This is a genomic window from Actinotignum urinale DSM 15805 (assembly GCF_000420445.1).
Taxonomy (GTDB): domain Bacteria; phylum Actinomycetota; class Actinomycetes; order Actinomycetales; family Actinomycetaceae; genus Actinotignum; species Actinotignum urinale.
Genome location: NZ_ATUY01000001.1, coordinates 231,408 through 257,247, shown reverse-complemented (window position 1 = coordinate 257,247; position 25,840 = coordinate 231,408). Strand labels below are relative to the sequence as shown.

Genomic DNA, 25,840 nt, shown 5'->3' with positions numbered 1-25,840 from the left:
TCGCGTTACCGCAAGGCTACTAAGGGTGTGTTACGGTGTGTAAGAATTCGTCTCGGATAGGCGAACCATTATCGGACATGCGCCGTGAGCGAGCTATGTTCGTGACATGCGCGCGTAGCTCTCGTTTCACCTTCGCTAAAAGACCGCCGGGAATGAGCCGAACATTGTCGGAAGGATATCCCGAATGTATTTAACATCGCTAAATTTGCGTGGATTTAAATCTTTCGCCTCTTCGACGACGATGAAATTCGAGCCGGGCATTAACGCCATCGTTGGCCCCAATGGCTCAGGAAAATCCAATGTCGTGGATGCCCTGGCCTGGGTGATGGGAGAACAGGGAGCAAAAACCCTGCGTGGTGGCCAAATGAGCGACGTTATTTTCGCCGGAACCGCCACACGTTCCCCGCTTGGACGCGCCGAAGTTTCCCTCACCATCGACAATAGCGACGCCACCCTCCCCATCGACTACACGGAAGTCACCATTACACGCACCCTGTTCCGCAACGGGGGTAGCGAATACGCCATTAATGGCAATCAGGCGCGCCTTTTAGACGTCCAAGAACTCCTGAGCGACACCGGTATGGGCAAAGAAATGCATGTCATTATCGGCCAGGGGCGCCTTGACGAGGTCCTCACTTCTTCCCCGGAAGGCAGGCGCGGAATTATTGAGGAAGCTGCCGGTGTGCTCAAACACCGTCGTCGTAAAGAAAAAGCGTTGCGCAAGCTGGAGAACATGAAGGGGACGCTGCAACGTATTGAGGATCTCGCAACTGAACTTCGCCGCCAGCTAGGCCCCCTCGCACGGCAGGCCGATAATGCCCGAAAAGCGCAGGTGATTCAGGCTGTGGAGCGTGATGCCCGCGCGCGGCTCCTCGCCGACGATATTGCCCGCCAGTTCGCTCGCCTCGAAACAGATTCGCATGATGAAGCGCGTTTGAAGGAGCTTCAGGAACGCAATGCGCGCGGTTTGCGCGAAACCCAGGAGGAGATGGATGCCCTGCTGGCGGGGCAGGCGGATTTGGAGCCTCTCCTTGCCCGTTCGAGGCAGTCCTTGGAACGTATTGCAAGTTTGGAGGAGCGTTTCCGATCTTTGCAACAGCTCGCGGCGGAACGTGCGCGGAGCCTTGCGCGTGTGGGGGAGCCAACCGGGACGGATCTTCCCGAGGAATATCGACGACGAGCCCAGCGCGCCCGCAAAGAAGAGGAAAGCTTAAAGGCGCGAGCAACCGAGGCGCAGGACGCTTTGACGCAGGCAACGCAAGCACGGCGTGTTGCGGAGGAAAATGAACGTGATATTACGGTTGCTTACGGGCGCCTGGTTCGCCAACAGTCTGAACATCGTGAACGTACCGCACGGGTTGCGGGGAAAATTGCTGCTGCGACGTCCCGTGTGGAGGCTTTGCGTGAAGAAAAAACACGGTTAGGGGACGACGAAAAAGTTGCGTCGAAGCGTCATGAGGACGCATCACACAATGTTGCGAAGCTCGAAGAGGAGGTGGCGAGGCACGGCGGGGGAGAAACTGGTGAGGACGTGTTGGCTACCGAACATGCGAAGAACACGCAGGAACGTATCCATGCGAATCACGTTGTTCACCAGGCCCGCAAGAAACTCAGCCAGGCGCGAGAGAATGTGGCGAGTTTGACGGCTGTTGCGCGAACCTTAGAAAAAAGTATTGAACCGAATGATGCTAATGCTTGGGCACGCAAGCGGGCTACAGGTTCAGTGAAAGACTTTATTGATGTCGAACGTGGTTGGGAAGCGGCTGCGGAAAATGCTTTAGCTGGTTTGGCTGGCGGTGTTGTCGTCGAAAATATTGATGATGGTATTGAGATGTTGCGTCAGGCTGCCAGCCAGAAAACCGGGCGGTTGGCTGCGTGGGTTCTCAATGGTGTTGCCCGCGAATCCACAAAAGATTCTTCGCAAGATCACAGTGCTTTTCTTGATAGTGTCGCTCGACGAGCGCTGAGCCGTTTTTCACAGAATGAGAATAATGTGGCGGTGTGCGCAACGGATGTTATTTCCGGGAAAAATGGTGCAGATTTTACGGGGAAACTTGCCGGGACGGTGCTCTGCCACAGCCTAGAGGTGGCTCGGGAGCTTGTTGAATGTGGCGCTCTTCGCGTCGTTACATCACACGGTGATGTTCTTACCCAACACGATGTGAGCGGAGGGCAGGCTACCGCCCAATCAGTGTTGGCTACACAGCGCGCCTACACGGATGCTTTAGAGAACCAGCGCCATGCACAAACCGAGGTGGAAGAATGTGAAGAATCCTTACGCCAGGCTGAGGAAGCCCTCCAGGATGCACGTAGCCGTGAGGATGTAACGGGTGCAAAGCTCAAGGAACGCGATTCTGCACTTGCCGCAATAACAGCCCAGTTGGGTGCTGCCAGGGATAGCGTGCGATCTGCACAGGCAGATATGGATCGTATTGCTCAAAGATCTCAGCATGTTGAAGGACAGCTAATTTCACATTCTGAAGAGCTTGAGACTCTTCGCCAACAGCATGAAGAACTCGCGGCCCAACCCGCGCTGTGGGAAGCGGATTTGACGAAACTTGAATCGCGTCGTGAACCTGCTCGAACCGCTGCACGCCAGGCACGCGAGGCGGAAACTCAGGCGCGTCTTGCTGTCCGAACAGCAGAAGAACGCCTGCGTAGCGTCGTGGGTAAAGCGGATTCTTTGGATCGGCGAGCGCGTTCGGAAGAAGAACGTTTAGAGCGTGAAGTGCGCAGTGCCAAGCGTGCAAGTAAAGCTAGAGAAGAAGCGCTTAAAGTTGAGGAACGAGCACGCCAGGCCTTGAATCTTGCCCATCGTCTGCGTGAAGCCCTTACCCAGGAACGAACAGATGCCGAAACGGAGATGGGGATTCTTAAGGCTCAGCAGAACACCATCCAGGTAAGAATAGCGGAGTTGACGAAGGAAGAACGCGAGCTCGCAGATTCCACACACCGTCGTGAACTGATGTTGGCAGAACTTAAAGTTCGTCTCGAACAGTTGGAGACGACGGCGAAAGCCGAGCTAGGCATGAACGCCCGCACCATCGTCGAAGAATATGGGCCACTGGTTCCCGTACCAACAGACACCGAAGGCGAAACTGTTCCGTATGTTCGTAAGGAGCAGGAAGAGCGCCTGGCTAAAGCGCAACGCCAGCTTGCCAGGCTCGGGAAAATTAATCCTCTCGCGCTCGAAGAGCACGCAGCTTTGGAAGAACGCCACAACTATGTTTCCGGGCAGCTTGAGGATATGAAGAAATCGCGCAGGGATCTGCTGGAAATTGTGCGTGAGTTGGATGCAAAAGTAACGCAGGTGATGGAATCAGCTATCCGGGACGTCTCCCAGCAGTTCGGTAAGGTTTTTGAACGCCTTTTCCCGGGAGGGCACGGAAAACTTGTAATGACGGAACCCGATTCCGTATTGACGACGGGTATCGAAATTGAGGCGCGCCCGCCGGGAAAGAAAGTGAAGCGGTTATCTTTGCTGTCGGGCGGGGAACGCTCGTTGACGGCTATTGCTTTCCTCGTGTCGATTTTTATGGCGCGTCCTTCACCGTTCTACGTTTTGGATGAGGTTGAAGCGGCCTTGGACGACGTGAATCTTTCACGTTTGCTGGATATTTTCAAGGATCTGCAACAAAGCGCGCAGCTTTTGGTGATTACTCACCAGCAGCGAACCATGGAAATTGCGGATGTTCTCTATGGGGTGTCTATGCGTGAAAAGGGCGTAACATCGGTGATTTCCCAAAAAATGTCGGATTTAGCCTAGTTGTGTATTTTCGTGCTGTTTGCACATTTTGCGCATTTTTGTGGCGGGGTGTGCTATTAGAGTGGAAATGTGGTCATGCACTTGTCTAGAAGCGTGTATTTGCCCAGAAGTTCGTGGGTTATTGCTGAGCAGTTGACGGGTTAGCGCTCAAGAATTTGTGGTCTTATGTAATGTTTGTGGCTGCGCGGGCCTATATCACCAGGCCCGAATCTTTTTTCGACGAAGCGCATACCGTCGTCGAAAATAATATATCTGACGCTGTGTTCACAAAGCGGACAAAAAAATCCATGTGGTGAGAATTTAGGTTACAGTTTAAGGCATGGAAAAGAAAAACACACAGTATTGCTTCGCATGTGCTCTTACTGCGATGGTCATGAGCTGTATGTGTTGTTCCGTCTGTTGTCGCTAAAAATATAGCCACAACCTCGTTTTGGCATAATACGGATTTCCATGAGGCACCATTAAAATAGCCTCCCTTTCATATCGTGTAGCGAAGTTTATCGCACAAGTAGACGCAAAACATACGTCGTTTTCCCCACATGAGGCTAATAGCGAGCATCGTTTCTAAATCTGCCTCTCATTTTTCAGCAAACCACAACTTTTTTAGGGCGTGTCAGGTTACGCCACAGGAAACGGTTTTTGCGAAATCACCCATATGGAGGACATCCCACAAGGGACGCCCACCACACAAGATTCATTCACATCACCACGGGTTCACACCCACATAAAGAAAAGGAAAAATATGTTCTCCAAACGTGCATATTCGGTTATTATCGGCATCGTTCTCGCCCTAGCCTTGGTTCTTGTTGGTTGCTCAAAAGCCGGGAACGCGTCGGGCGCGGGTGACGGTAAAGCGGGGACGGCCTCCCTTGGAAAAACGCGCACCGTCGAAGAAATTAAAAAAGCGGGAACCATTAAAATCGGTGTGTTTTCCGATAAAGCTCCCTTCGGGTACGTCGACAATAAAGGAAATTACGCAGGTTACGATATTGAATACGGCAACAGGATTGCCAAAGATTTGGGCGTGAAGGTCGAATATGTTCCCGTTGAGGCGGCCTCCCGCGTGGAATTCTTGGAAACGAATAAGGTCGATATTATTCTCGCCAACTTCACCGTCACCCCGGAACGTGCGGAAAAAGTTGATTTTGCGAACCCCTACATGAAGGTTTCCTTAGGCGTTGTTTCTCCGACCGATAACCAGGTGAAAGATCCGAAAGATTTGAAGGACCGCAAGGTTATTATTGTTAAAGGTACGACGGCAGACACCTATCTTTCCAAGAATCTTCCCGAGGTGAAGGCTCAAAAGTTTGAACAGTATACGGAAGTGACCTCCGCGTTGAGCGATAAGCGAGGCGATGCGTGGGTAACGGATAATACGGAAGCTCTTGCGTGGGCGGGAAATAACCCCGGGTTCACTACATCCATTCCGAGCTTCGGCACCCCGGACACCATTGCGGCCGCTGTTGCGAAGGGAAATACCAACCTCAAGGACTGGATTAACAATCACCTTGTCACCTTGGGTAAGGAAAACTTCTTCCATAAAAACTACGAAAAGACGCTTAAGCCGGTGTACGGCACGGCCGTTAATCCCGACGAACTCGTTGTTGAGGGCGGGGTCGTCACGAAATAGGAGTAATTGTTGCTGTGGGGCTGGGTGGCCGGCCTCTCAGCAACAGTGCGTTTCGCATGTATTCGGTAACACTTGCTGTGGGGCAGGGTGGCCGGAGCGGCGCTCGCCGGAAAATGTTTGTGGGTAATCGGCCCCGGGGCGCGTCGAAAAAAAATGTGTGTAATAGATGTGTGGGGAAACCCGGCCCCGGGGTGCGCCGGAAAAATGAGGAGGATTGGTGAACTGGGATATTGTTCGAGATTCCTTGCCTTTATATGGCTGGGCCGCGTTGCTCACGCTCACTATCGGGGTGATTGGAATCGTCTTATCTATGATTGTGGGGATTGTTTGCGCGGCGGTGCAACACTATCGTGTGCAGATAGCCCGCCAATGCGTCGCGCTTTATGTGGAATTGTCACGCAATACGCCCCTTCTTGTGCAACTTTTCTTCCTGTATTTTGGACTTCCCAAAATAGGTATCACATGGAGTTCGACGACCTGCGCCATTATTGGACTGACGTTCCTGGGAGGCGCCTATATGGCTGAGGCTCTGCGCTCGGGCCTGGACGCCGTTCCCGTATCGCAAAAGGAAAACGCGCTGGCTCTCGGCTTTACCTCAACCCAGACGCTCCGTTACATTGTGTTACCCCAGGCTTTTGCTACCGCTCTTCCGGCGTTGAGCGCCAACGTTATTTTCTTGATTAAGGAAACGTCGGTGTTCTCAATTATTGCTCTCCCTGATCTCGTGTATGTGGCGAAAGAACAAATCGGAAACACCTACAATACGCAAGAGGCTCTGTTCCTCCTCGTCTTTTACTACCTGCTGATTTTGCTACCGATTTCTTTGGCTGCGGGCAGATTGGAAAGGAGGGCACGTTATGCAAGCCTTGGTGTTTAATAGTGTGGCGACGGTTTTTCCGGAGAATATTGCTGAGTCCGTGAAGTCGGTGTTGTGGAATATTGGTGTTCATGGGCCTGCTGGCACGCTATCGAACGCGAGTAGCAATGAGGTTATCCGTTTCGTCACAGATGGGGATAACCCGATGCGCTCCAAGCAAAGTCCCGGATGGGAGCTTCTTCTTGACCAGAATACGATACTGCGACTCCTTGAAGGTTTATGGGTTTCGGTGGAGATCGCGCTGATTTCTATGGTGTTGTCCATTATTTTCGGGTTGCTGTTGGGTACGTGGCGCGTTAATGGAGGGAAAATCAGCAATATTATTGGGCGAGTGTATCTTGAATTTATTCGGATTATGCCACCCCTTGTGCTTCTTTTCCTTGTCTATTTCGATTTGACCCGAACCGCTGGAATTAATCTTGATGGGCAGGTGGCCGCGGTTATTGTGTTTACCCTGTGGGGGAGTGCGGAAATGTCGGATTTGGTGCGTGGTGCTTTAACGTCCATACCGGCGCATCAGTTCCAGTCCGCACGGGCGCTTGGCATGAATCGACGCCAAGAACTGCGGTACGTTATTTTGCCACAGGCGGTGCGCCAGCTACTTCCGCAAACCGTGAATCTTGTGACACGTATGATTAAGACGACGTCCCTCGTCGTCCTTATAGGTGTTGTGGAAGTGTTGAAGGTGGGGCAACAAATTATTGACGCGAATCGTTTTACGCACCCGGATGCGGGGCTCTGGATTTACGGGGCGATTTTCTTCCTGTATTTCATTGTCTGTTTCCCGATTTCTTATGCTTCGCGTCGGTTGGAGAAAAGGTGGGCTTTGTGAAAAAAGAATTGACAAAAAGGAAACCGCAACAATACAGGAGTTAACAGTGAAACCCGTACTACAGCTCAATAATATTGTGAAAAGCTATGATGGCGTGTCGAATGCGCTTGATGGCGTGAGCTTTGAGGTGAATAAAGGTGAAGTGATTGCCGTGATTGGGCCTTCCGGTTGCGGAAAATCGACGTTGCTTCGCACAATTAACGGCTTGGAAAGCATTCAGGGCGGAACGATTGAATTTAACGGAACTACTATTACCGATCCGGGCACAACATGGGAAGATGTGCGCCAAAAAATCGGGATGGTATTCCAGTCCTATGAGCTGTTCCCGCATTTGAAGGTGATAGATAATTTGCTGTTGGGGCCGAAGGTTGTGGCTCATGCAGATAAAGAGGAGGCGCTGGTTCGTGCGCGGGCATTGTTGGAACGCGTGGGGCTTGCCGAGAAGGAAAAGGCTTTGCCTCGCGAGCTGAGTGGCGGGCAAAAACAGCGTATAGCTATTATTCGGGCGTTAATGATGCAACCTGAGGTGCTACTTCTTGACGAAATCACGGCGTCGCTGGACCCGGAAATGGTGCGTGAAGTCTTGGATGTGGTGTTAGAGCTTGCAGCACAAGGGCTCACAATGGTGTTGGTGACGCATGAAATGGCGTTCGCTCGGGCGATTGCTGATCGAGTTATTTTTATGGACGGTGGGCGTATCGTGGAAACTGCCACGCCCGAAGAGTTTTTCGAGAACCCGAGTAGCACGCGCGCTCGCGAATTCCTCAACACGTTTGTATTTTAGAGGGCGTGTTGTCCTGGTTGCATTGTTTCATCGATAGACCCCATCAAAATCATCCCCGTTGATTAAATCTCGTAAATCACTCGTTTTTCAACAATAACTTTTGTGGGGCGTTACGTTAATCAGTAGCGCCCCACAAAAATAATGTTTCACTGCGTGCGGTTAGGACATCGTCCAGCCGCCGTCAACGGGAAGAACAACGCCGGTGAGATAGCTTGCCTGGTCGGATGCGAGGAAGAGCGCAGCCCTAGCAACATCGTCCGGCTGGCCGAGTCGCTTCATAGGAATGGGCGCGAGGAAAGCGTCGAGAACAGCCTTGTCCTGGAGAAGTCCTTCCGTCATGCCGGTTACCCCGGTTCCGGGAGCGATGGCATTACAGCGCACCCCGTCCGCCGCGTAGTCAACAGCCACGGCGCGCGTTAAGGAAATCACCCCACCCTTTGTTGCGGCGTAAGAAACAGCTGAGGGGAAACCAATAATCCCGCCAGCCGACGCGGTAGAAATAATGTTCCCGTGAGTTTTCTTTAGGTGCTCAATCGCGTGCTTAATCCCATAGAAAACACCGGAAAGATTGACCTCAACCGAGGCGTGCCAGTCCTGTATGCTCGTCTGCTCGGCGTTACCATAACGGTAAATGCCCGCATTATTGAAAAGGATGTCGAGTTGACCAAATTCAGCAACGGTCGCTTCAACGGCAACCCGAACATCGTCGTCCTTCGATACATTCGCAGCAATGGCGATAGCCGCGCCACCCTTATCCGTAATTTCTTTTACAACGGCCTCGGCAGCATTTTTATCAATATCGACGACGGCAACACGCGCGCCTTCCGACGCAAAAAGAAGTGAGGTGGCTTTGCCGAATCCTGAGCCGGCGCCGGTGATGAGAGCAACCTTATTTTCGAGCAACATACATTCTCCTTTGATTGTGTTGGGAAAGGTCACCTTTAGTCTACTCGGAGTGTCGATGTGAGGGGATTTTAGACGTATGGCGCGTATAGCTAAGGTCTCCACAAGTGGCGCAGAAGTTGCTGTAGGTAACACTTTGATTGCAGTGTGTGTTTGCGTGGAATTTTTTAAGGAAAATGGAGATAATAGTTAGGTGCTTCTTATTATCATTGCATCATTGGCAATCCTGGGCTCCGTTATCGGGGTCTACGGATTGATTTTTGTGCGCCGAAATGGCAAAGATGCAAAAGAATGGGTTTCTGAATCCTACATCCAGTGGAAAGAAGATGGCCTCGATGTTGATGGGTACGATGTAGTCGTCCACGATACGCCATTGCGAGATGTTTTCGACGCATTCCCGAGCGTGAGCGAAGCATATGTTAGCCCGGAAGATGTGGAAGAACGCTTCGGGCTTGTGCGCGAAAGTGAACGTGAAATCACCGCTCAGGTGAAGAAATCTACGGATAAAATCCGTGCGCGTATTGTGCCGGCAAAGAAGAACAGCGCCGGCGAACCCGAAGATACAGCAACGGATACTCCGGTTGATGCATCCGCCGATACTTCGGCAGATACTCCGGCAGATGCTCCGGTTAACGCTTCGGCAGATACCCCGGCTGATAATAAAGAATCCTCCACGAAGTCTCGTTCCAAGAAGCGCAAGAAAAGCAAGAAGTTATCAAAAGCCAAGAAAACTGTAGCTTCGGGCTCCGTCGTCGAAAAAACAGAAACAACATCCTCCGAAAAGGTTAACGAAACCGATACGCTTTCGGATGAAGAGGGCGCTGAACAATCCTCACCATTTTCGACTCCCATCCAATTCCCCGACCGCAAAACTGCATAAACTTCACATAATCCTTAAGGGGTGAAGTGGCCGATGCAACCCGAATGGCACTCCCGGATGTTTCGCGTACAGAAATAGAGTGGCATAAGGCTAAGTACATCTGACACACTGAAATAGTGGATAAACAAACTGTTGGAATAATTGTTGCCGTTATAGCGGCTCTTATACTTATACCTTTATTTATTTCCCTATCGCGCAAATTCAAGCGCAGGGAAGAACTGGAAGTCGCGCTCACGCCACCCGTTCTCGAAGGAGCGGACACAAAAGGTGTAGCCGGTGAGGAGGGTGAGGCTCTTGACGAGGCCGCCCAAGCCGAGGAAATCAAGGTTCCGGCGATCGAACAACCGGAATCCGTTCCCTCCCGTATGCAACGCCTGCGTGCGCGCCTTGCGAAATCCGGCGGTTTTGGGCAGACGCTCCTCTCCATTCTTTCGCGCGGGAACCTCAGCGCCAGCGACTGGGAAGAATTCGAAGAAACCCTGCTCATGGCTGACGTCGGGCTGGACGCCACCACCGAAATCATGGAAAATCTGCGCACAACCGTGAAGGTTGAAGGCACAAACAATCCTGAACGTATCCGGGAGTTGCTGCGCGAGGAACTGTTGAAGCAGGTCGGTACGGAGATGGACCGAAGCGTCAACCTCACACCGAAGGAAGATGCAGACGGAACCATTCACCCGGCATCCATTCTCATGGTCGGCGTGAATGGTACAGGTAAAACAACGACGGTTGGTAAACTTGCGCGTCTGTTGCGTGCCGATGGGAAAACCGTGTTGTTGGGCGCAGCCGATACCTTCCGAGCCGCGGCCGCAGATCAACTCTCAACATGGGGTGAACGCGTGGGCGTGGACGTTGTACGTAGCGATAAAGAAGGAGCCGATCCGGCATCCGTGGCATTCGATGCGGTTGCGAAAGCGAGCGAACAAAAGGTTGACGCGGTGATTGTTGATACCGCCGGACGTTTGCAAAACAAAGCCGGGTTAATGGACGAACTTGGGAAGATCAAGCGCGTTATGGAACGCACCTCGCCCGTGAACGAAGTTCTCCTTGTTTTGGATGCAACAACCGGGCAAAACGGTATGCAGCAGGCGCGAGTTTTCGCGGAAGTAACGGGGCTGACGGGTATTGTCTTAACAAAAATGGACGGAACCGCTAAGGGCGGCATCGTTATTTCCGTACAGCGTGAACTCGGTGTTCCGGTCAAACTTATTGGTTTGGGTGAGGGCGCCGACGATTTGGCACCCTTCGACCCCGAGAACTTTGTTGGCTCGTTGGTGGCGTAGTGTTCGGTGAGCCTTTTGGCTCTTTAATGGCGTTCTGCTAGGTGGGCTTATTGGCTCTAAGAGTGTAGAAAGCTGTGAGCTGGACGGGAAGTATTCGTCGTACAAAAATAATGCTTAGCTTTGATGCGCAACCGAAAAATATTAATAACCTATACAAGCGCTAGCCTGGTGAAACCCGCAACGGAAAGTTTTACCAGGCTAGCCTGTTTTTACGTGGAATTCCTAACGATATGAGGAAAAATATCGCAATGAAGCGATAGGTGGCTTACAATAGTGAAAGTTTGTACAAACAGAAGGCTCATGACACGTGTTTAACAATCTCTCTGATCGTATAACCGGTGCGTTTAAGAACCTGCGTTCACGCGGGATTCTTACCGATACCGATGTTGAATCAACCATTTCCGATATTCGTCGCGCACTCCTTGATGCGGACGTTGCGCTCCCTGTTGTTCGCGAATTTACCGCGAACGTACGCGAAAAGGCGACGGGTGCGATCCGATCCCAGGCACTCAACCCGACCCAGCAGATCGTTAAAATCGTTAACGAAGAACTCGTTGGTATTCTCGGTGGCAAGACGCGCGAGATTAACTTTGCTCAAGGCAGGCCAACCGTCATTATGTTGGCGGGCTTGCAGGGTGCAGGTAAAACCACGTTGGCGGGTAAGCTCGGGCGCTGGCTCGCAAAAGGTGGGCGCAAAACGCTTCTCGTTGCCGCCGATTTGCAGCGCCCCAATGCTGTTCAGCAGCTCCAGGTTGTTGGTGAGCGCGCGGGTGTTGACGTGTGGGCGCCTGAACCCGGAAACGGCGTGGGCGATCCCATCCAGGTTTCCGCAACAGGTGTTCGTTACGCTGAAGAAAACGGTTACGGAGCGGTTGTTGTCGATACGGCTGGTCGTCTCGGTATTGACGAAGTCCTTATGCGGCAAGCCGCCGATATTCGCAACGCTGTACAGCCCGACGAAGTACTTTTCGTTATTGACGCCATGATTGGCCAGGATGCGGTGGCAACCGCGAAGGCATTCCAGGACGGCGTTGATTTCACCGGCGTTGTGGTAACAAAGCTCGACGGCGACACACGTGGTGGTGCGGCTCTTTCCGTGCGTGGCGTGACGGGTAAGCCGATTCTTTTCGCGTCAACCGGCGAAAAATATGAAGATTTTGAACGCTTCCATGCGGACCGTATGGCCTCGCGAATCCTCGATATGGGCGATATTTTGTCCCTTATTGAGCGTGCCGAGGCAACATGGACGGCCGAACAGCAAGCAGAGCTTGCGGACAAAATGGAAGCCGGGAAATTCGACCTCAACGATTTCCTTCAGCAGATTAACCAAATTCGAAAGATGGGTTCGCTGAAGAAGCTCATGAAAATGCTTCCCGGTATGGCTCAATATCGCCAGGCTTTGGATGATTGGGATGAAAGCTCCATGAGCCGGATTGAAGCAATTATTCAATCCATGACCCCCGCAGAACGCAGGGATCCCAAGATTCTTAACGGAAGCCGACGTACCCGTATTGCGAACGGTTCGGGAACAACCGTTCAGGAAATCAACCAGTTGATTCAGCGTTTTGAGCAGGCTGCAAAGATGATGCAACAGATGAGTCGCGGTGGTGGAATGCCGGGAATGCCCGGTATGCCAGGCATGGGTGGCGGTGGACGCAGGCAAAAGCGCGCCCAGAATAAACGCAAATCCGGTGGTAAAAAAGGACGGAGTGGCAATCCCGCGAAACGTGCACGCCAGGAAGCTGAAGCAGCGGCACGTGCACAGCAGGCTGAGAAAGCCACGAAAGGTAGTGCTTTCGGTGCGCCTTCCGGGCAAGGCGCCGGCGCATTCGGCGGGGGAGCGAGCCTTCCAGGAGCTACGGGCAACGCCGGTTATCCGGGTGGCGTTGCTCAAACCCCTGATTTAGACGGCGTAGATATGGAAAGCCTGAAGCGTTTCCTGCGCTAAAGTGTGAGCATTTTGCATGAAAGCCTGAAGCACTTCCTGTGCTAGAAAGCGATTATTTTGCATGAAAACATGAAGTTTCCTGCGTTACATCTTTTGGGTGGGTCCCCGAAAATCGGGGATCCACCCAATATTTACGCAATATTTACGCTGAAAATCACTCCTTTTCGGTCAGTGCGCGCACAACCACATCGGGAATAGCGTCCGTAATTCCACCGAGTGGAATATGCCCCTCGGGAATATCCTCATAGGAACGTGGATCCTCCAATGGCTCAATATGAATATGTACGCTTAAACCCGGAATTTTCTCCGCAAGTTCGTCGGCAATATCCTCAGCGAGTTCATGCCCATCGGCAACCGTCATGCTTCCGGGCACAAGCATATGGAAATTACAAAACGATTCACGCCCCGAGACCCGCGTTTGAAGCCCGTGGAAACGCAAATCTGTTCGAGCATGAGAATTTAACGTCTCCACAACTATCCGAATATAGTCCTCAGGCAGGCTCGCATCCATGAGCCCGGCCAAAGCATCACGAACAAGAACATACCCGGTCCATAAAATATTTAGCCCCAAAATAATTGCGACGATAGAGTCCGCAACAGGTTCGCCCGTCAACCACACAAGCCCGATACCAATAATCACGCCGATAGATGTAACAACATCGGTTAATAAATGTGCTCCATCTGCGCGAAGCGTCGGTGAACGGTGTGTTTTGCCCATGTGAATGAGGAAGATGCCGACTGTTGCGTTAATCGTCGTCGCAATAAGAACAATAATGAGTCCGAGGCCTAATTCTTCCAAAGGCTGGGGGTGAAGGATACGGCTCACCGCGGAGAACAGAATAAATGCGGCGGCTGCGAAAATGAGGGCGCCCTCGATGGCTGCGGAGAAATATTCGGCCTTTCCGCGCCCGTAAGTGAAGTTTTTATCGGCAGGTTTGGAGGCGGTTTTTAAGGCAAGAAGGGCGACAACCGCGGCAACAAGGTTAACAAGCGATTCTGTGGCGTCGGAAAGAAGGCTGACCGAGGCGGTGAGGTAGTATCCGGATGCTTTGAAGGCAATCGTGAAAATTGCGGTGGCGATAGAGAGCCAGGCGCAGCGAATCAGTAGTTGAGCTTGTTTGTTCATGATGTATATTCTGCCAGGTTCGCCAGGCGGATATGTTTTTTAGGGTGGCGAAATATAGGGTGAGGGGCGGGGAAAGGTTGGGGGCGGGGAAAGGTTGGGTGCGGGTGAAAGCGGGGTGCGGGTGAAAGGACGAAAGGAGGTAGGCGCGAGGTGTAATGCGCGATGTGGCGGGTTGAGGTGTGTGCGCGAGGTGGCGCATATCGCGCTATAAAGTCTTGCGAATCGGCAGTTTTTTGTGCCAGAATTAATAACTGTACTTTGAACGAAGCAGGACCCTCTCAACCTGTGGAGTTCTTTGTCCAGAATGTTAACGGGCGCATCCCCCAGTCGCGCGTTAAGATTCACCCCAATGTAAGAAAGGCATGCTCACTACAGTGGCAGTCAAAATTCGTTTAAAGCGCATGGGTAAGATCCGTGCCGCACAGTACCGTGTTGTTGTTGTTGATTCTCGCAAGAAGCGCGATGGTCGTGTTATTGAAGAGATCGGTTACTACGATCCCAATACGCAACCATCCACAATTCGCATCGATTCCGATCGTGCGCAGTACTGGCTCAGTGTTGGCGCGCAACCCACGGAACCCGTTCTTGCACAGCTGAAGATTACAGGTGATTGGCAGAAAGCCAAGGGTATTCCTACCGGACAGGAAGGACGCCTTAAGGTTGTCGAAACTGTCGATAAGGATGCTGCGCGCAAGGAAGCCGTTGAAAAGGTGCAGAACCAGGCTGAAAAGACGCGCGCAGAAGTAGCCGAAGCAAAGGCAAAGGCTGCATCTGAAGCCAAGGCTCAAGAAGCTGAAGAAGCAACGCAAACCGAGGAAGCCTAAATGTTAACGGAAGCACTCGAACATCTGGTAAAAGGAATTGTAGATTCACCGGACGATGTGGAGGTTACCTCCACCCGTAACCGTCGTGGAGAACTTATGGAAGTTCGTGTTAATCCCGATGATTTAGGACGTGTTATCGGACGTGGCGGACGCACAGCAAAGGCATTACGTTACGTTATTAATGCGCTCTCTGATGAAGGTAGCGTTCGTGTTGATGTTATTGAAACCGATCGCTAAACCTTAATGTTGTATGACTGACCCGGAAATTATTCTCCGGGTCAGTTTTTCTTTCCTCTTAGTTTTTTCGTGTTTTTTAGGTTTAGTTTTTTGGCCAAATATTTTGGTCCAGTTTTTCTTTCGGCTAAATTTTTTAGCTCAATTTTTTCGCTCCTGTTTTCTTCGGAACCAGTTTTTGGGCTAGAGGACATTTTTTCATGTTGTATGCCTAGAATCTGTGAGCATGGTTCGTATCCCTAGAACCCGTGCGCAAAGTTCGTATCCCTAGAACCCGCGTGCAAAGTTCGACGCGATTTTAATGCGGGAGCTACCGGGTAACATAAGTAGCGTCGAAAGAAGAACACATAGTGCGCCATATCCATGAACCGATACGTGTTTGTGAATTTTGGTGTATGCCCAGAGTTCGTGAACACTGTTGATTAATTTGTATGGAGGAAGAATGAAACTCGTCGTTGCTGTTGTTGGAGCAGCTCAAGGGCTCAAAGGTGAAGTACGCGTGAACGTACGTACCGATTCGCCCGAGGAGCGATTTGCGCGCGGATCACGCCTTCTTACAGATTCGCAGGATTATCCTAACCTTACGGTTGAGCGTATGCGCACCTACAAAACACACACGTATCTACAATTCGAGGAGATTAAGGATCGAACGGGCGCGGAAAATTTGCGTGGCACGGAACTTCTTATTGACACGGAAAAAGTTGAGGTGGAAGAGGACGCCTGGTATGCCCACGAACTTGTGGGGCTGGAAGTTCTCGATCCGGAAGGCTATCAACTCGGGATTATTGCCGGATTGGAATACGGAGAGGCGCAAGATCTCATTGTTGTGCGTGAAGGCGATGGGCGGATCACCCGAGTTCCATTTGTTAAGGAAATTGTTACAGACGTGGATATTGCGGACCACTGTATTGTTGTGGACGCCCCCGGAGGATTATTTTCCGACGACGAAATAGAGCTTGATGAAGATACAGACAAGAAAGAACCCGGTATGTCGGTAAACGAGGAGGGCGGGACTTGCGAAGTTGTGACTGAAAAAGAACATTCGGTTTCAGACAATGTATATGTGGACGAGGAGAGTGATAAATAATGCGTATTGACCTCATCTCGGTATTTCCAGAATTCTTCGATGTTTTGAAATTGTCCCTCGTCGGAAAAGGACGCGAAAAAGGAATCGTTGATATACGCGAACACAATTTACGTGATTGGACGGACGATAAACACCGAACCGTGGATGACACCCCCATCGGCGGGGGAGCCGGAATGGTCATGAAACCCGACGTGTGGGGGCGCTGTATTGACGAGCTCCTGGGATGGACGGATGCGTCCTTGCATGAAAGTGAAGGAAACCAAGGGCAAAACAAAGGAAACTTACCACAGAATAGTGACGTTTTCTGTCCGCATGGCGAAGGCCCGGATCAGGATAAAACCCTACCCACAACTCAGAAGAAAAAAATTACGCTCGCAATCCCTACGCCGTCGGGAATTCCCCTCACCCAAAAAATGTGCGAAGAGCTGTCCCACGAAAACCAGATTCTTATTGCCTGCGGGCGCTATGAAGGTATAGATTCGCGAGTCGCAGAACATTACCGCGAGCGTGGGGTGAACGTAGCGGAATATTCCCTCGGAGATTACGTGTTGAACGGCGGGGAAGTCGCGGCCATAACACTGGTGGAAGCCGTCACTCGCCTCATCCCCGGCATGATGGGAAACCCGGAATCTCTCAAAGAAGAATCACACGGAGAAGCAGGGCTACTCGAATACAATGTGTATACCCGCCCAACGTCATGGCGAGGATTAGAGGTCGATCCTGTGCTATTGAGTGGAAACCACGAAAAAATTGCGCGTTTGAGGCGCGACGAAGCCCTCGTAAAAACAGCATTCCGACGCCCAGACATGGTGAAAAAACTTGATGTGGATGCTCTGGACGCAGAAGATATTATCCAGCTGGCGCGATGTGGATTCGCTTGGCCCCGAGTCGTTCCTCACCAAGGCTCCTGCCAAAATTCAGAGGTTGAGTCTCGCGCTGAATTGCCTCATGAAACATGCGGGGTTTCGAAAGCGCAAGCAAACCATACAGAACATGCCAACCACACAGAACAAACCAGCCAAACGGAACAAGCGAACCCAAACGAAAATGTCCAAGTAGCACGCGAAAGTAACCTGCCAAAGGCAACCCTAGGAGAACTGCACCGGGTGCGTAGCCGTGTAGTAAACGCGAAAGATGCAGAAACTCAACCGGATTTAGCCCGCAAACTCGCCGAACTTGCCGCAAACACCTTCCCAGACGCCTGCCCGGATTTCCTCACCCCACACGATATTGACGTATTCATTTCTCAAAACCTCAGCGAAAAGAGTTTTGAAACATATTTGAAAGATGAATCGTGGCGTATCGTCGTCGTCGAAACACAAAAAATATACGACGAAAACTACACAACACCCAGTAGCGGGACAACAGGTGGGGAGTGCGAAGCGCACGAACCGTGGACATTTGTGGCCTATACGCTTACCCTACTTCCGCAAGAAAGCGACTCGGGGGAGGATGGCGCGCTTATTGCGGGAAGAACAGATGGGGCGCCCGTGAAAAAAATTGTGCAAAAGGGCGCACGCTGGGCTGCCGAGCTCTCGAAATTCTATGCAGATTCGCGGTGGCGCGGGCGCGGAATCACACAACTATTGTGGGAAGCCACAGAAAACATGCTACAAGTCGAAGCGCAGCAGGAACTCATCGCAAGTAGTGCAAACACCTCAGAGCTCCCGGCATGGGTGTGGCTGGCCACAAACGTAGGCAACAAACGCGCCCAAAAAGCCTACAAAAAATATGGTTTTCAGCGCCTTGCGCGCCGCCACTTCCTCGTAGGTGAGGTAGACAACGTTGATGTAGTTCTCGCACGCCCCATAAATATGGCATAATAGATGAGCTTCTCGCTTTTTGGTGAGTAGAATCTGCCGCAGGGGATCTACCACATAGGCGAGTTTTTGTACGTTTAATCGTTCTGGCCTGCGTGCAGAACGGAAAGTGAAGAAAAATGCAGACTCTTGATTTTATCGATGTAGCTCAGCGTCGTGACGACATTCCCGTTTTCCGCCCCGGTGACACCGTGCGCGTCAACGTGAAAGTTATTGAAGGCAACCGTACACGTACCCAGGCCTTCCAAGGCGTCGTCATCGCTCGCCAGGGCGACGGCATCCGTGAAACCTTCGACGTTCGCAAGATTTCCTTCGGTGTTGGCGTGGAACGTAAATTCCCACTCCACTCCCCATCCATTGAATCCATCGAAGTTGTGAGCCGTGGCCGTGTTCGTCGCGCCAAGCTCTACTACTTGCGTGACCGTCACGGAAAGGCTGCGCGTATTCGCGAACGTCGCGACTAATCGCACAACACATAAACTGTGTAATAATAAAAACGGGTTCGAGTTCGAGCCCGTTTTTATTATGTCCTGAACCGCATTCCCCGCTCGATGCAGAGCTGAGCTAGCGTGAATGCTCCGATTGTGGCTATAGTCTCAGAGGCGCAAGAAGCACGAGTTCCTCCACATGTGAAGTTAGTGATAAAAGACCTTTCGTAGAGGCTCCAAATCCGCCGTCGACATCTCCATGACCTCAACAGCCCCGCGTACATACCACGAAATACGACGTCAAAATTTCAGGCGTCACACAATACGACGTCAAAATTTCAGGTTCCACAAAATATAGACACAATCCGTTAATAAGCCCCTTAAGAGAAAGAACCTGATAAAATTCATAGAGTTTATTGTTATCCACGGGGAGTTGGAACCCACGAAAGGACGGGATGTGGCACAAAATAGTGACGTGCCAACAAGGGAAAACCCTGAAGAAGTATCTGGCAACAAAGTTTCCGATACCAACAAAACATCCCAGGGTGCATCCCTAGAAGAAACACACCATGCAAACGAGATAGACAACACGCCCGACGTCGCTCGTAGCGCAGTCACATCCGAAAGCGCGGTCAGCGCTCCCAGCCCTGAGGAAATCCTTCCCCCGAGTTTCCTTCCCGTCAACCCGCCCAGCCGACTAGAAGCATTTAATAACAACGTACACGTCGCAACACAACACGATTACAACTCGGATTCTCAGGACGCTCACGGCGAAGAAAATGAAGAAGAAACCGACGACGAAACGAAAACGAAAAAACGTTCACTATGGCGCAACATTCTTGATTTCTTCGTCACCATCTGTGTTGTTTTAGCCCTCTCATCTCTCCTAAAAACCTTCGTTATCCAGGCATTTAGTGTCCCCTCAGGTTCCATGGAATCTACTCTTGTGCCCGGAGATAAATTTTTCGTCAACCGCATGGCAACCTCGGAAGGTAAACTTCGCCGAGGAGATATTATCGTCTTTGTCGATCCGGGCGGGTGGCTAAACTTCCAGGAACCCGATTACGGAGTCGTTGCCGAAACAGGAATACGTTTTCTACGAGCCATTGGACTAGTGCCAGGCGATTCGGGGCACTACCTCGTCAAACGTATTATTGGCAAAGGCGGCGATACCGTCACATGCTGTGATGCGGGTGGAAAACTCACGGTGAACGGAACCCCGATTACTGAAACCTATTTAGATCCTGGGGTGGCGCCGAGTCTTGAAAAATTCTCAGTTAAGATTCCCGAAGGACACCTGTGGATGATGGGGGATAATCGCTCAAATTCCAAGGATTCCCGCTGGCACCACGTATACGGGCAGGGCGGATTCGTTCCCGTCGATAACGTTGTCGGGCGCGCGTGGCTCATTTTCTCCCCCTGGTCCAATAAAGGCTTTATTAAGGACGAAAGTTCCGTTTTTGCCAACGTCCCCAAGCCAGCAAATAAAACTAGCGTACGTAAACCTTCCATAGACAGTGGTACGACGAAAAACGTCGCGTCGTCGACCCAAAAAAATATGAACATCGCGAATGCTGAGGGTCTGGCTGAAGCTCTTGCGCCGATAACGCGGTTCGCGCTCGACGAATACAGTACCGTCGCACAGCTAACGAAGGTCTCTTAATGGTTGTAGAACCCACACGTGAAGTGGAAAAACAACTGCTGGAAGAAATTCAGCGACGTGGAGGACGTATTCTCGCGGCTGTCGACGAAGTTGGACGCGGATCCCTAGCGGGTCCGGTGTGTGTGGGGATTGCGCTCATTGATGAAACCACTTCGGATGCGGTTCCGGAAGGTTTGCGCGATTCCAAGCTGTTATCCCACCATCAGCGCGAGGTTATGTACGATGCTGTCCGTGCCTGGCCACTCGCGGTAGAAAGCGGAATGGCATCCTCAGAAGTCATTGATGAGGTTGGGATTGTGGAGGCTTTGCGGCGCGCCGCTGGGGATGCTTTGAAGAAACTCGCCGATAAAGGTTTTGTGCCCGACGCGGTACTCCTCGACGGTAACCACGACTGGTGGAATGCCGTTTCGTTGCTCTATCTTCCCGATGTTCTACCCCCACTTCCCGTGACAACCGTGGTTAAGGGCGATACGGCATGTTCGGCAATAGCTGGGGCAAGTGTTGTGGCAAAAGTTGATCGAGATACATATATGGAGGTTCTCGACGCAGACTATCCGCTATATGGGTGGGTAAGAAATAAGGGGTACTCTAGTAATGAACATATTGAAGCACTTGCAAAATATGGGGTATCGCCATACCATCGGGTATCTTGGAAACTTCCCGGCGTTAAAAAGCTGGACGTTTAGGTATTTTCACCACTTTTCCAACATAAAGGAGAAAGAATGAGCGAAGTTGACGGTTACGAAGCAGAATTGGAGCTTGCCCTTTTCCGTGAATACCGCGATGTTGTGAAAATTTTCCGGTACGTTGTGGAAACCGAAAGGCGTTTTTATCTTGCGAATGATGTCGACGTTAAGGTACGCGCGTCCTCGGGTGGAGATGTGTTCTTTGAGGTTAATATGTCCGACGCATGGGTCTGGGATATTTACCGAACCTCACGTTTTATCCGTAGCGTGCGAGTGGTGACGTTTAAGGACGTTAATATTGAAGAGTTGAATCAAACGGATATTACGCGCGAATTAGATATGCCGCCTCAAGGTTAGAACGCGCTGGAGCGTGTTCGGGCTTATCGGTAAACTTCTTCCGGATGGCTCGCTGGGTGTGCGAGGATGGGTGCGTGTTTGAGCTATCCGTAGCAAACTCCCTCCAAAACACTAGAATATATGGGAGCGTCGGGTTCGCATTTATCCACAGCGCTCAGGTTGAAGGTTATCCACAGAAGTACGGTGGTTGAGGGTTATCCACAGAAATGGGGATTCGAGCGGCAGGGGAGTGCTGATTTTGGCATTCTTCATGTATGGCATATGGAAGTTCAACACATAAAGCTCGAAGGCATTTGAGCACCCTACCTCCGATCCCTCCCGCGCCACGTGACGTGGGTAAATGGGGAGAGGATATTGCGGGGGAATATTTAGAAAGCCAAGGCTACACAATTCTTGAGCGCAACTGGCGCGACGGACGCCACGGCGAACTGGATTTTATTTGTGACGCACCCGGACATGACACCGGGGTTGCCGTTGAAGTGAAAACCCGTAGGGCTTTTTCCTCAGTTCCCGCTTACGGAGCGATAAGTAGGAAAAAACTTCACAGGATACGCCAACTGTATGCTCAATGGTTAAATGAACATCCCTCGCGGCGATCCGTTAAGAATGTTTGCATTGATGCCCTGACATTAGATGTTTCCCCTAGTGGCTGGTTACATCTCTACCACATGAGGAATGTTTCATGATTGGGAGGGCTGTGTCTTTTACTATTGTGGGCGTTGAAGGCGTTCGCATCCGTGTTGAAGTGGCGATTTTATCGGGTTTGCCGGCGTTCACCATTGTGGGTTTACCCGATACGGCTGTCAGTGAATCGAGAGAGAGAATTCGTGCAGCTTTTGCCTCCGCTCATATACCTTTTCCTGTTGGAAAAGTGACGGTGAATTTATCGCCCGCAGATATTCCGAAAAGTGGCACAGGTTTAGACATGCCTATCGCGGTGGGAATTCTTCGCGCCATGAAAGGAGGAGAGGGGAATACGGGTATAGGTTTTATTGGCGAATTAGGGCTAGACGGAGGAATCCGTCCGGTTCGTGGGGTTCTGCCCGTAGCCGTGGCCGCGCATCGACTAGGCTTAGAAGGCCTTATTGTTGCTCAGGGAAATCGTCGCGAGGCTGAGCTTTCGGGAATTAAAGTGCGAGCTGTGCGTAATCTGCAAGAACTTGCCGATATTCACTATGTCCACAATCCCTTTGATGAGCCTTTCCTTTGCGAGGCAGAACCGGGGCAAATCGCATCCTTGTCACCTCATAGCTCGGCAGATGCATATACCCGCGAGTTAAAGGTGGCAGAATCATCTGCGAGTTCGTCTGAGCGGTCATCAGCGCAATTGACTTCGCGGTCGTCTACGCAAGCGTCTGTACAATCATCTTCACGTGATGTTTCGCCTGATGCTTCGGACACTTTTTCGCCCGATACCGAGCAAATTAATCCCACATCTTGCAACCTAGCGGTATCTTCACATGCACAAACAAACGAGACTCCGGATATGAGTGATATTCGAGGGCAGGGTATGGCGCGCAGAATCGTAGAGATTTCAGCTGCTGGTGGCCACCATCTTCTTATGGTTGGTTCGCCAGGCGTAGGAAAATCCATGTTGGCTTCACGAATTCCCGGTATTTTACCTCCTTTAACCCGTGAGGAAGCTGTGGAAACTGCTTCCATCCAATCAATTTTGGGCACCTTTGATGGGACGCTGAGTATGCAACCGCCTTTTTCTGCCCCACATCACACAAGTAGTCCCACATCGCTTGTTGGTGGTGGTAGTATTCCGCGTCCGGGTGCTATTACCCAGGCCCACAATGGTGTCCTTTTTCTCGACGAATTGCCAGAGTTTCCTGGGCGGGCTCTTCAAGCATTACGTGAACCCTTAGAAACCGGAATGGTACGTATTCATCGCGCCAAAGCGCACTACACCTATCCCGCCTTATTTCACATGGTTGCTGCCGGTAATCCGTGCCCGTGCGGAAAATTCCTTGATAATCAGAGGCAATGTGAGTGTTCCGTGCGTCAACGGCAAAATTATTGGGGCAAAGTTGGGGGTCCTTTTATGGATCGGTGTGATCTGCGAATTGTTTTACGACGGCCAACGCTGCGCGAATTGGAAGATCGCCATATTCCGGAAAGTTCAGCGAGTATTCGCGAAAGAATTGTGGAGGCACGTGAACGGCAAACACGTCGTTATAAAGAGTTTGCGTGGAATGTTAACGCCCGAATTCCTCCGGGGTGGTTGCACAAAAATATTCGGTTAACTGAGGGGGTTGAAGAACAATTAACGTCTTTGATTACCCGAGGAGTTATTAGTATGAGGGGCGCGGATAAAATATTGCGTCTTGCATGGTCACTTGCTGATTTAGACGGCGCGGACAGCCCTCAAACACTACATTTTTCGGAAGCTCTCACATTACGAAGTCAGAAGGTCATGTAAAATGCGTGCAGAATCAATAACTTATGACGCGGAATCTCTCGCCGCAATGGCTTGGACACGCATTGCGGAAGGCGAAGATGTACAGGCTGTGGCGTTAACAGAAAACCTGGGTTACGAAGGTGCCCTATCCTGGCTGAAAGACGCCATGGCAGGTGCGGATGTGCCTGACGAATTACGACGTTGCGTTGCCAGGTGGAGTTTACGTTGCGACGAGAACATTTTTGAAAGGGATAGGAAAAGTCTTGCCCAAAATATTGGGGAACCGGGATTAATTTTTGCCCGTCCGGGCCAATTGTTTTACCCGCGTGAACTCATGGATTTAGGCAATATGAAACCCTTGGGGTTATGGATCAATGGAAATCCACACATTTTGGGTGCCAGCACGGTCAGCATGGTTGGTTCGAGGCAGGCAAGCCAGGCTGGACTTAATATTGCTGAAGATCTTGCCTACGAATTAGCTTATCGGGGAGCGCTGGTGTGTTCGGGAGGAGCTTTCGGAATAGATGACGCCGCTCACCGGGGAGCCTTAAAAGCTGGTAAACCAACACTGTCAGTGTTCGCTTCGGGTGCCGATAAATTCTATCCTCTAAGCAATCAGGAATTGTTTGAGAATATTCTCAGCACGGGTGGGGCAATTATTTCTGAATCTCCACCGGGAAGCACACCGCATAGACATCGTTTTTTGGCAAGAAATCGTATTATTGCCGCCCTTGGCAAGGCAAGCATTATTGTTGAAGCTCCCTACAGAAGTGGAGCCATTAACACAGCCCACCACGCGCTCAATATCGGGAGAGAAGTGGGGGCATTGCCTGAGCGTTGGGATAATCCACACTATCAGGGGAGCTTTAAACTGCTGAGAAATGGCGCAACGCTGATAAGAAACGTCGAAGATGTTGTGGAACTATGTGGTTGGACGCAAGGCGTTCGGCAAACTGTTTCCCAGCAATCCCAGTCGTTTATGAAAAAAGCTGAGATGGTTGGGGGTACTGGACAAGCTGAGATGGTTGGGCGCGCAGGAGCAGTAGAGCCTACAAATCAAACAAATGAGAAAAAACTTGATTCGCACCTATCGTTGGACGACCCCATGGCGGGTAATAGCTTAGCTGTTCGTGTAAGAGACGCCCTACACGCTCGGCTTTACTGGCCGGCAGACAAAATAGCTTCCGAAGCTGGAGTCAGCATACGTGAGGCCCTCTCAGGTTTAGGGTTGCTAGTCATGGCGGGCATCGCTGAAGAAAGTATCCGCGGATGGAGGCTTTCCCCGAACACACAGCGCCGTCAAAACGGGTAGCCTTAAAGAATGGTAGATACGAGAACAGATATTCTTCAACGGTACCGGACTGAACTCGCGGTTCGTCGTAGGTTAAGTGAGCACACCGTCAGGGCATATCTTCATGATGCCGAATCTTTTCTCGCCTATCTTACCGACCTTATTCACGACGACGATGACGCACCTCTTCATTTAGAGACTCTACATATCGCAGATTTTCGTGGATGGTTGGGTGAAGCTTGGACGGAAGGGAAAGCGCTTGCCAGTGTTGCCCGTCAGGTTGCTTCCATTCGAACCTTCAGCACATGGCTGTATAAAAACAACTACACACCCGCGGATATTGCCAGGCGCCTCAAAACACCAAAGGTGGCAAATGAACTCCCTCATGTTCTCAACAAAAATCAGGCGGAAATACTGCTGAACTATGCCAAAGAGCAGGCTAATAACACCGAAAAAAAGCCCGCGAAAGGCGAATGTTCATTAACTGCTGTACAACAGGCGGTGCTTTACCGAAACTGGGTGGCGCTCGAACTCATGTATGCAGCTGGCTTGCGTGTTAGCGAAGTGTGCGACCTTGATATTGATAGTGTTCGCCCAGATTTAACGCTTCGAGTTATCGGTAAAGGAAACAAGGAACGGGTTGTTCCTATAGGCGTCCCAGCAATGAGAGCTGTTGACGCCTATCTTCCTCACAGGAAAAAACTCATTACGAAACCAACCAGGGCTTTACTTTTGGGCGCTCGCGGATCTCGGGTTAATCCGCGTACGATACGGCAAGTCGTTCACACTCTTGCCGAACAAGCCGGGGTTCCAGATATTAGCCCTCACGCATTACGCCATTCTGCGGCAACGCATCTTTTGGATGGGGGATCAGATTTACGTATTGTGCAAGAAATTCTTGGACACTCCTCCCTGGGAACAACACAGCGGTACACCCACATCAGCTCGGAACGTCTGAAAGAAGCATTCAACCAGGCTCATCCTCGCGCCTAATTGAATGTTCTTGCGGTTCGCTTT

General features: G+C 51.2%; 23 protein-coding genes. 20 read left to right on the top strand and 3 right to left on the bottom strand.

Annotated elements, in window-relative coordinates; genetic code table 11:
* Window positions 1-184: 184 nt before the first annotated feature.
* The 5 genes from smc (at window position 185) to G445_RS0101125 (ending at window position 7,889) form a co-directional block, all read left to right on the top strand.
* Window positions 185-3,766: a chromosome segregation protein SMC gene (smc, locus tag G445_RS0101145; protein ID WP_022865745.1), complete on the top strand. Its 3,582-nt coding sequence runs from the start codon at window positions 185-187 to the stop codon at window positions 3,764-3,766.
* A gap of 742 nt (window positions 3,767-4,508) precedes the next feature.
* Window positions 4,509-5,396 carry a transporter substrate-binding domain-containing protein gene (locus G445_RS0101140; RefSeq protein ID WP_022865744.1) on the top strand — a complete coding sequence of 296 codons (888 nt, stop codon included), beginning with the start codon at window positions 4,509-4,511 and terminating at the stop codon, window positions 5,394-5,396.
* A 217-nt stretch (window positions 5,397-5,613) separates the two neighbouring features.
* Entirely contained in the window at window positions 5,614-6,273 is a 660-nt protein-coding gene (locus G445_RS0101135) for an amino acid ABC transporter permease (RefSeq protein WP_022865743.1), read from the top strand.
* Complete coding sequence (locus G445_RS0101130) at window positions 6,254-7,105, top strand: amino acid ABC transporter permease (protein ID WP_022865742.1); 852 nt, start codon at window positions 6,254-6,256, stop codon at window positions 7,103-7,105. Before G445_RS0101135 ends, G445_RS0101130 begins: the two co-directional genes overlap by 20 nt.
* A gap of 31 nt (window positions 7,106-7,136) precedes the next feature.
* Window positions 7,137-7,889: an amino acid ABC transporter ATP-binding protein gene (locus G445_RS0101125; RefSeq protein WP_026420836.1), complete on the top strand. Its 753-nt coding sequence runs from the start codon at window positions 7,137-7,139 to the stop codon at window positions 7,887-7,889.
* Window positions 7,890-8,048: 159 nt separating this feature from the next.
* Here G445_RS0101125 and G445_RS0101120 read toward each other — a convergent pair whose 3' ends face one another.
* Window positions 8,049-8,795, bottom strand: a complete 747-nt coding sequence (locus G445_RS0101120) for an SDR family NAD(P)-dependent oxidoreductase (RefSeq protein ID WP_022865740.1) — start codon at window positions 8,793-8,795, stop codon at window positions 8,049-8,051.
* 190 nt (window positions 8,796-8,985) lie between these two features.
* On the opposite strand from G445_RS0101120, the gene G445_RS0101115 reads away from it, so the two are divergent.
* The 3 genes from G445_RS0101115 to ffh all read left to right on the top strand — a co-directional run bounded on the left by G445_RS0101115 (window position 8,986) and on the right by ffh (window position 12,903).
* On the top strand, window positions 8,986-9,672 hold the full coding sequence (locus G445_RS0101115; RefSeq protein ID WP_022865739.1) for a hypothetical protein: 687 nt from the start codon (window positions 8,986-8,988) through the stop codon (window positions 9,670-9,672).
* Between the two features lie 116 nt (window positions 9,673-9,788).
* Entirely contained in the window at window positions 9,789-10,955 is a 1,167-nt protein-coding gene (ftsY, locus tag G445_RS0101110) for a signal recognition particle-docking protein FtsY (RefSeq protein ID WP_022865738.1), read from the top strand.
* Window positions 10,956-11,262: 307 nt separating this feature from the next.
* On the top strand, window positions 11,263-12,903 hold the full coding sequence (gene ffh / locus G445_RS0101105; protein ID WP_022865737.1) for a signal recognition particle protein: 1,641 nt from the start codon (window positions 11,263-11,265) through the stop codon (window positions 12,901-12,903).
* 154 nt (window positions 12,904-13,057) lie between these two features.
* Here ffh and G445_RS09015 read toward each other — a convergent pair whose 3' ends face one another.
* Complete coding sequence (locus G445_RS09015; protein WP_022865736.1) at window positions 13,058-14,029, bottom strand: cation diffusion facilitator family transporter; 972 nt, start codon at window positions 14,027-14,029, stop codon at window positions 13,058-13,060.
* A 374-nt stretch (window positions 14,030-14,403) separates the two neighbouring features.
* Here G445_RS09015 and rpsP point away from each other — a divergent pair, with 374 nt between their 5' ends.
* Window positions 14,404-14,853: a 30S ribosomal protein S16 gene (rpsP, locus tag G445_RS0101095; protein WP_026420834.1), complete on the top strand. Its 450-nt coding sequence runs from the start codon at window positions 14,404-14,406 to the stop codon at window positions 14,851-14,853.
* Window positions 14,854-15,090 carry an RNA-binding protein gene (locus G445_RS0101090; protein ID WP_022865734.1) on the top strand — a complete coding sequence of 79 codons (237 nt, stop codon included), beginning with the start codon at window positions 14,854-14,856 and terminating at the stop codon, window positions 15,088-15,090.
* Between the two features lie 41 nt (window positions 15,091-15,131).
* On the opposite strand, the gene G445_RS11345 is transcribed toward G445_RS0101090, so the two are convergent.
* Window positions 15,132-15,281 carry a hypothetical protein gene (locus G445_RS11345; protein ID WP_022865733.1) on the bottom strand — a complete coding sequence of 50 codons (150 nt, stop codon included), beginning with the start codon at window positions 15,279-15,281 and terminating at the stop codon, window positions 15,132-15,134.
* Between the two features lie 248 nt (window positions 15,282-15,529).
* On the opposite strand from G445_RS11345, the gene rimM reads away from it, so the two are divergent.
* From rimM to G445_RS0101035, 10 genes are all read left to right on the top strand, one after another.
* Window positions 15,530-16,174, top strand: a complete 645-nt coding sequence (rimM, locus tag G445_RS09010) for a ribosome maturation factor RimM (protein WP_022865732.1) — start codon at window positions 15,530-15,532, stop codon at window positions 16,172-16,174.
* Window positions 16,174-17,997 carry a tRNA (guanosine(37)-N1)-methyltransferase TrmD gene (trmD, locus tag G445_RS11710; protein ID WP_022865731.1) on the top strand — a complete coding sequence of 608 codons (1,824 nt, stop codon included), beginning with the start codon at window positions 16,174-16,176 and terminating at the stop codon, window positions 17,995-17,997. The genes rimM and trmD overlap by 1 nt, the downstream gene beginning before the upstream one ends.
* Window positions 17,998-18,113: 116 nt before the next feature.
* A complete protein-coding gene (gene rplS / locus G445_RS0101070; RefSeq protein ID WP_022865730.1) occupies window positions 18,114-18,458 on the top strand; it encodes a 50S ribosomal protein L19 in 345 nt (114 codons plus the stop codon).
* Between the two features lie 421 nt (window positions 18,459-18,879).
* Window positions 18,880-20,085 carry a signal peptidase I gene (lepB, locus tag G445_RS10685; RefSeq protein WP_022865729.1) on the top strand — a complete coding sequence of 402 codons (1,206 nt, stop codon included), beginning with the start codon at window positions 18,880-18,882 and terminating at the stop codon, window positions 20,083-20,085.
* Window positions 20,085-20,771: a ribonuclease HII gene (locus G445_RS0101060; RefSeq protein WP_022865728.1), complete on the top strand. Its 687-nt coding sequence runs from the start codon at window positions 20,085-20,087 to the stop codon at window positions 20,769-20,771. Before lepB ends, G445_RS0101060 begins: the two co-directional genes overlap by 1 nt.
* Before the next feature lie 36 nt (window positions 20,772-20,807).
* Complete coding sequence (locus tag G445_RS0101055) at window positions 20,808-21,128, top strand: DUF2469 domain-containing protein (RefSeq protein WP_022865727.1); 321 nt, start codon at window positions 20,808-20,810, stop codon at window positions 21,126-21,128.
* Between the two features lie 293 nt (window positions 21,129-21,421).
* Window positions 21,422-21,814, top strand: a complete 393-nt coding sequence (locus tag G445_RS0101050; RefSeq protein ID WP_211210489.1) for a YraN family protein — start codon at window positions 21,422-21,424, stop codon at window positions 21,812-21,814.
* A gap of 11 nt (window positions 21,815-21,825) precedes the next feature.
* Window positions 21,826-23,553: a YifB family Mg chelatase-like AAA ATPase gene (locus G445_RS09000; protein ID WP_169511045.1), complete on the top strand. Its 1,728-nt coding sequence runs from the start codon at window positions 21,826-21,828 to the stop codon at window positions 23,551-23,553.
* A 1-nt stretch (window position 23,554) separates the two neighbouring features.
* Complete coding sequence (dprA, locus tag G445_RS08995) at window positions 23,555-24,844, top strand: DNA-processing protein DprA (RefSeq protein WP_022865724.1); 1,290 nt, start codon at window positions 23,555-23,557, stop codon at window positions 24,842-24,844.
* 9 nt (window positions 24,845-24,853) lie between these two features.
* A complete protein-coding gene (locus G445_RS0101035) occupies window positions 24,854-25,816 on the top strand; it encodes a tyrosine recombinase XerC (RefSeq protein WP_022865723.1) in 963 nt (320 codons plus the stop codon).
* Window positions 25,817-25,840 lie beyond the last annotated feature (24 nt).

What these genes read in the sequence shown, in the direction of transcription:
- smc (WP_022865745.1), top strand. Translation starts at nt 185, where the DNA reads ATGTATTTAACATCGCTAAATTTGCGTGGATTTAAATCTTTCGCCTCT.
- G445_RS0101140 (WP_022865744.1), top strand. Translation starts at nt 4,509, where the DNA reads ATGTTCTCCAAACGTGCATATTCGGTTATTATCGGCATCGTTCTCGCC.
- G445_RS0101130 (WP_022865742.1), top strand. Translation starts at nt 6,254, where the DNA reads ATGCAAGCCTTGGTGTTTAATAGTGTGGCGACGGTTTTTCCGGAGAAT.
- G445_RS0101120 (WP_022865740.1), bottom strand. Translation starts at nt 8,795, where the DNA reads ATGTTGCTCGAAAATAAGGTTGCTCTCATCACCGGCGCCGGCTCAGGA.
- G445_RS09015 (WP_022865736.1), bottom strand. Translation starts at nt 14,029, where the DNA reads ATGAACAAACAAGCTCAACTACTGATTCGCTGCGCCTGGCTCTCTATC.
- G445_RS0101090 (WP_022865734.1), top strand. Translation starts at nt 14,854, where the DNA reads ATGTTAACGGAAGCACTCGAACATCTGGTAAAAGGAATTGTAGATTCA.
- G445_RS11345 (WP_022865733.1), bottom strand. Translation starts at nt 15,281, where the DNA reads ATGTCCTCTAGCCCAAAAACTGGTTCCGAAGAAAACAGGAGCGAAAAA.
- rimM (WP_022865732.1), top strand. Translation starts at nt 15,530, where the DNA reads ATGAAACTCGTCGTTGCTGTTGTTGGAGCAGCTCAAGGGCTCAAAGGT.
- trmD (WP_022865731.1), top strand. Translation starts at nt 16,174, where the DNA reads ATGCGTATTGACCTCATCTCGGTATTTCCAGAATTCTTCGATGTTTTG.
- rplS (WP_022865730.1), top strand. Translation starts at nt 18,114, where the DNA reads ATGCAGACTCTTGATTTTATCGATGTAGCTCAGCGTCGTGACGACATT.
- G445_RS0101060 (WP_022865728.1), top strand. Translation starts at nt 20,085, where the DNA reads ATGGTTGTAGAACCCACACGTGAAGTGGAAAAACAACTGCTGGAAGAA.
- G445_RS0101055 (WP_022865727.1), top strand. Translation starts at nt 20,808, where the DNA reads ATGAGCGAAGTTGACGGTTACGAAGCAGAATTGGAGCTTGCCCTTTTC.
- dprA (WP_022865724.1), top strand. Translation starts at nt 23,555, where the DNA reads ATGCGTGCAGAATCAATAACTTATGACGCGGAATCTCTCGCCGCAATG.
- G445_RS0101035 (WP_022865723.1), top strand. Translation starts at nt 24,854, where the DNA reads ATGGTAGATACGAGAACAGATATTCTTCAACGGTACCGGACTGAACTC.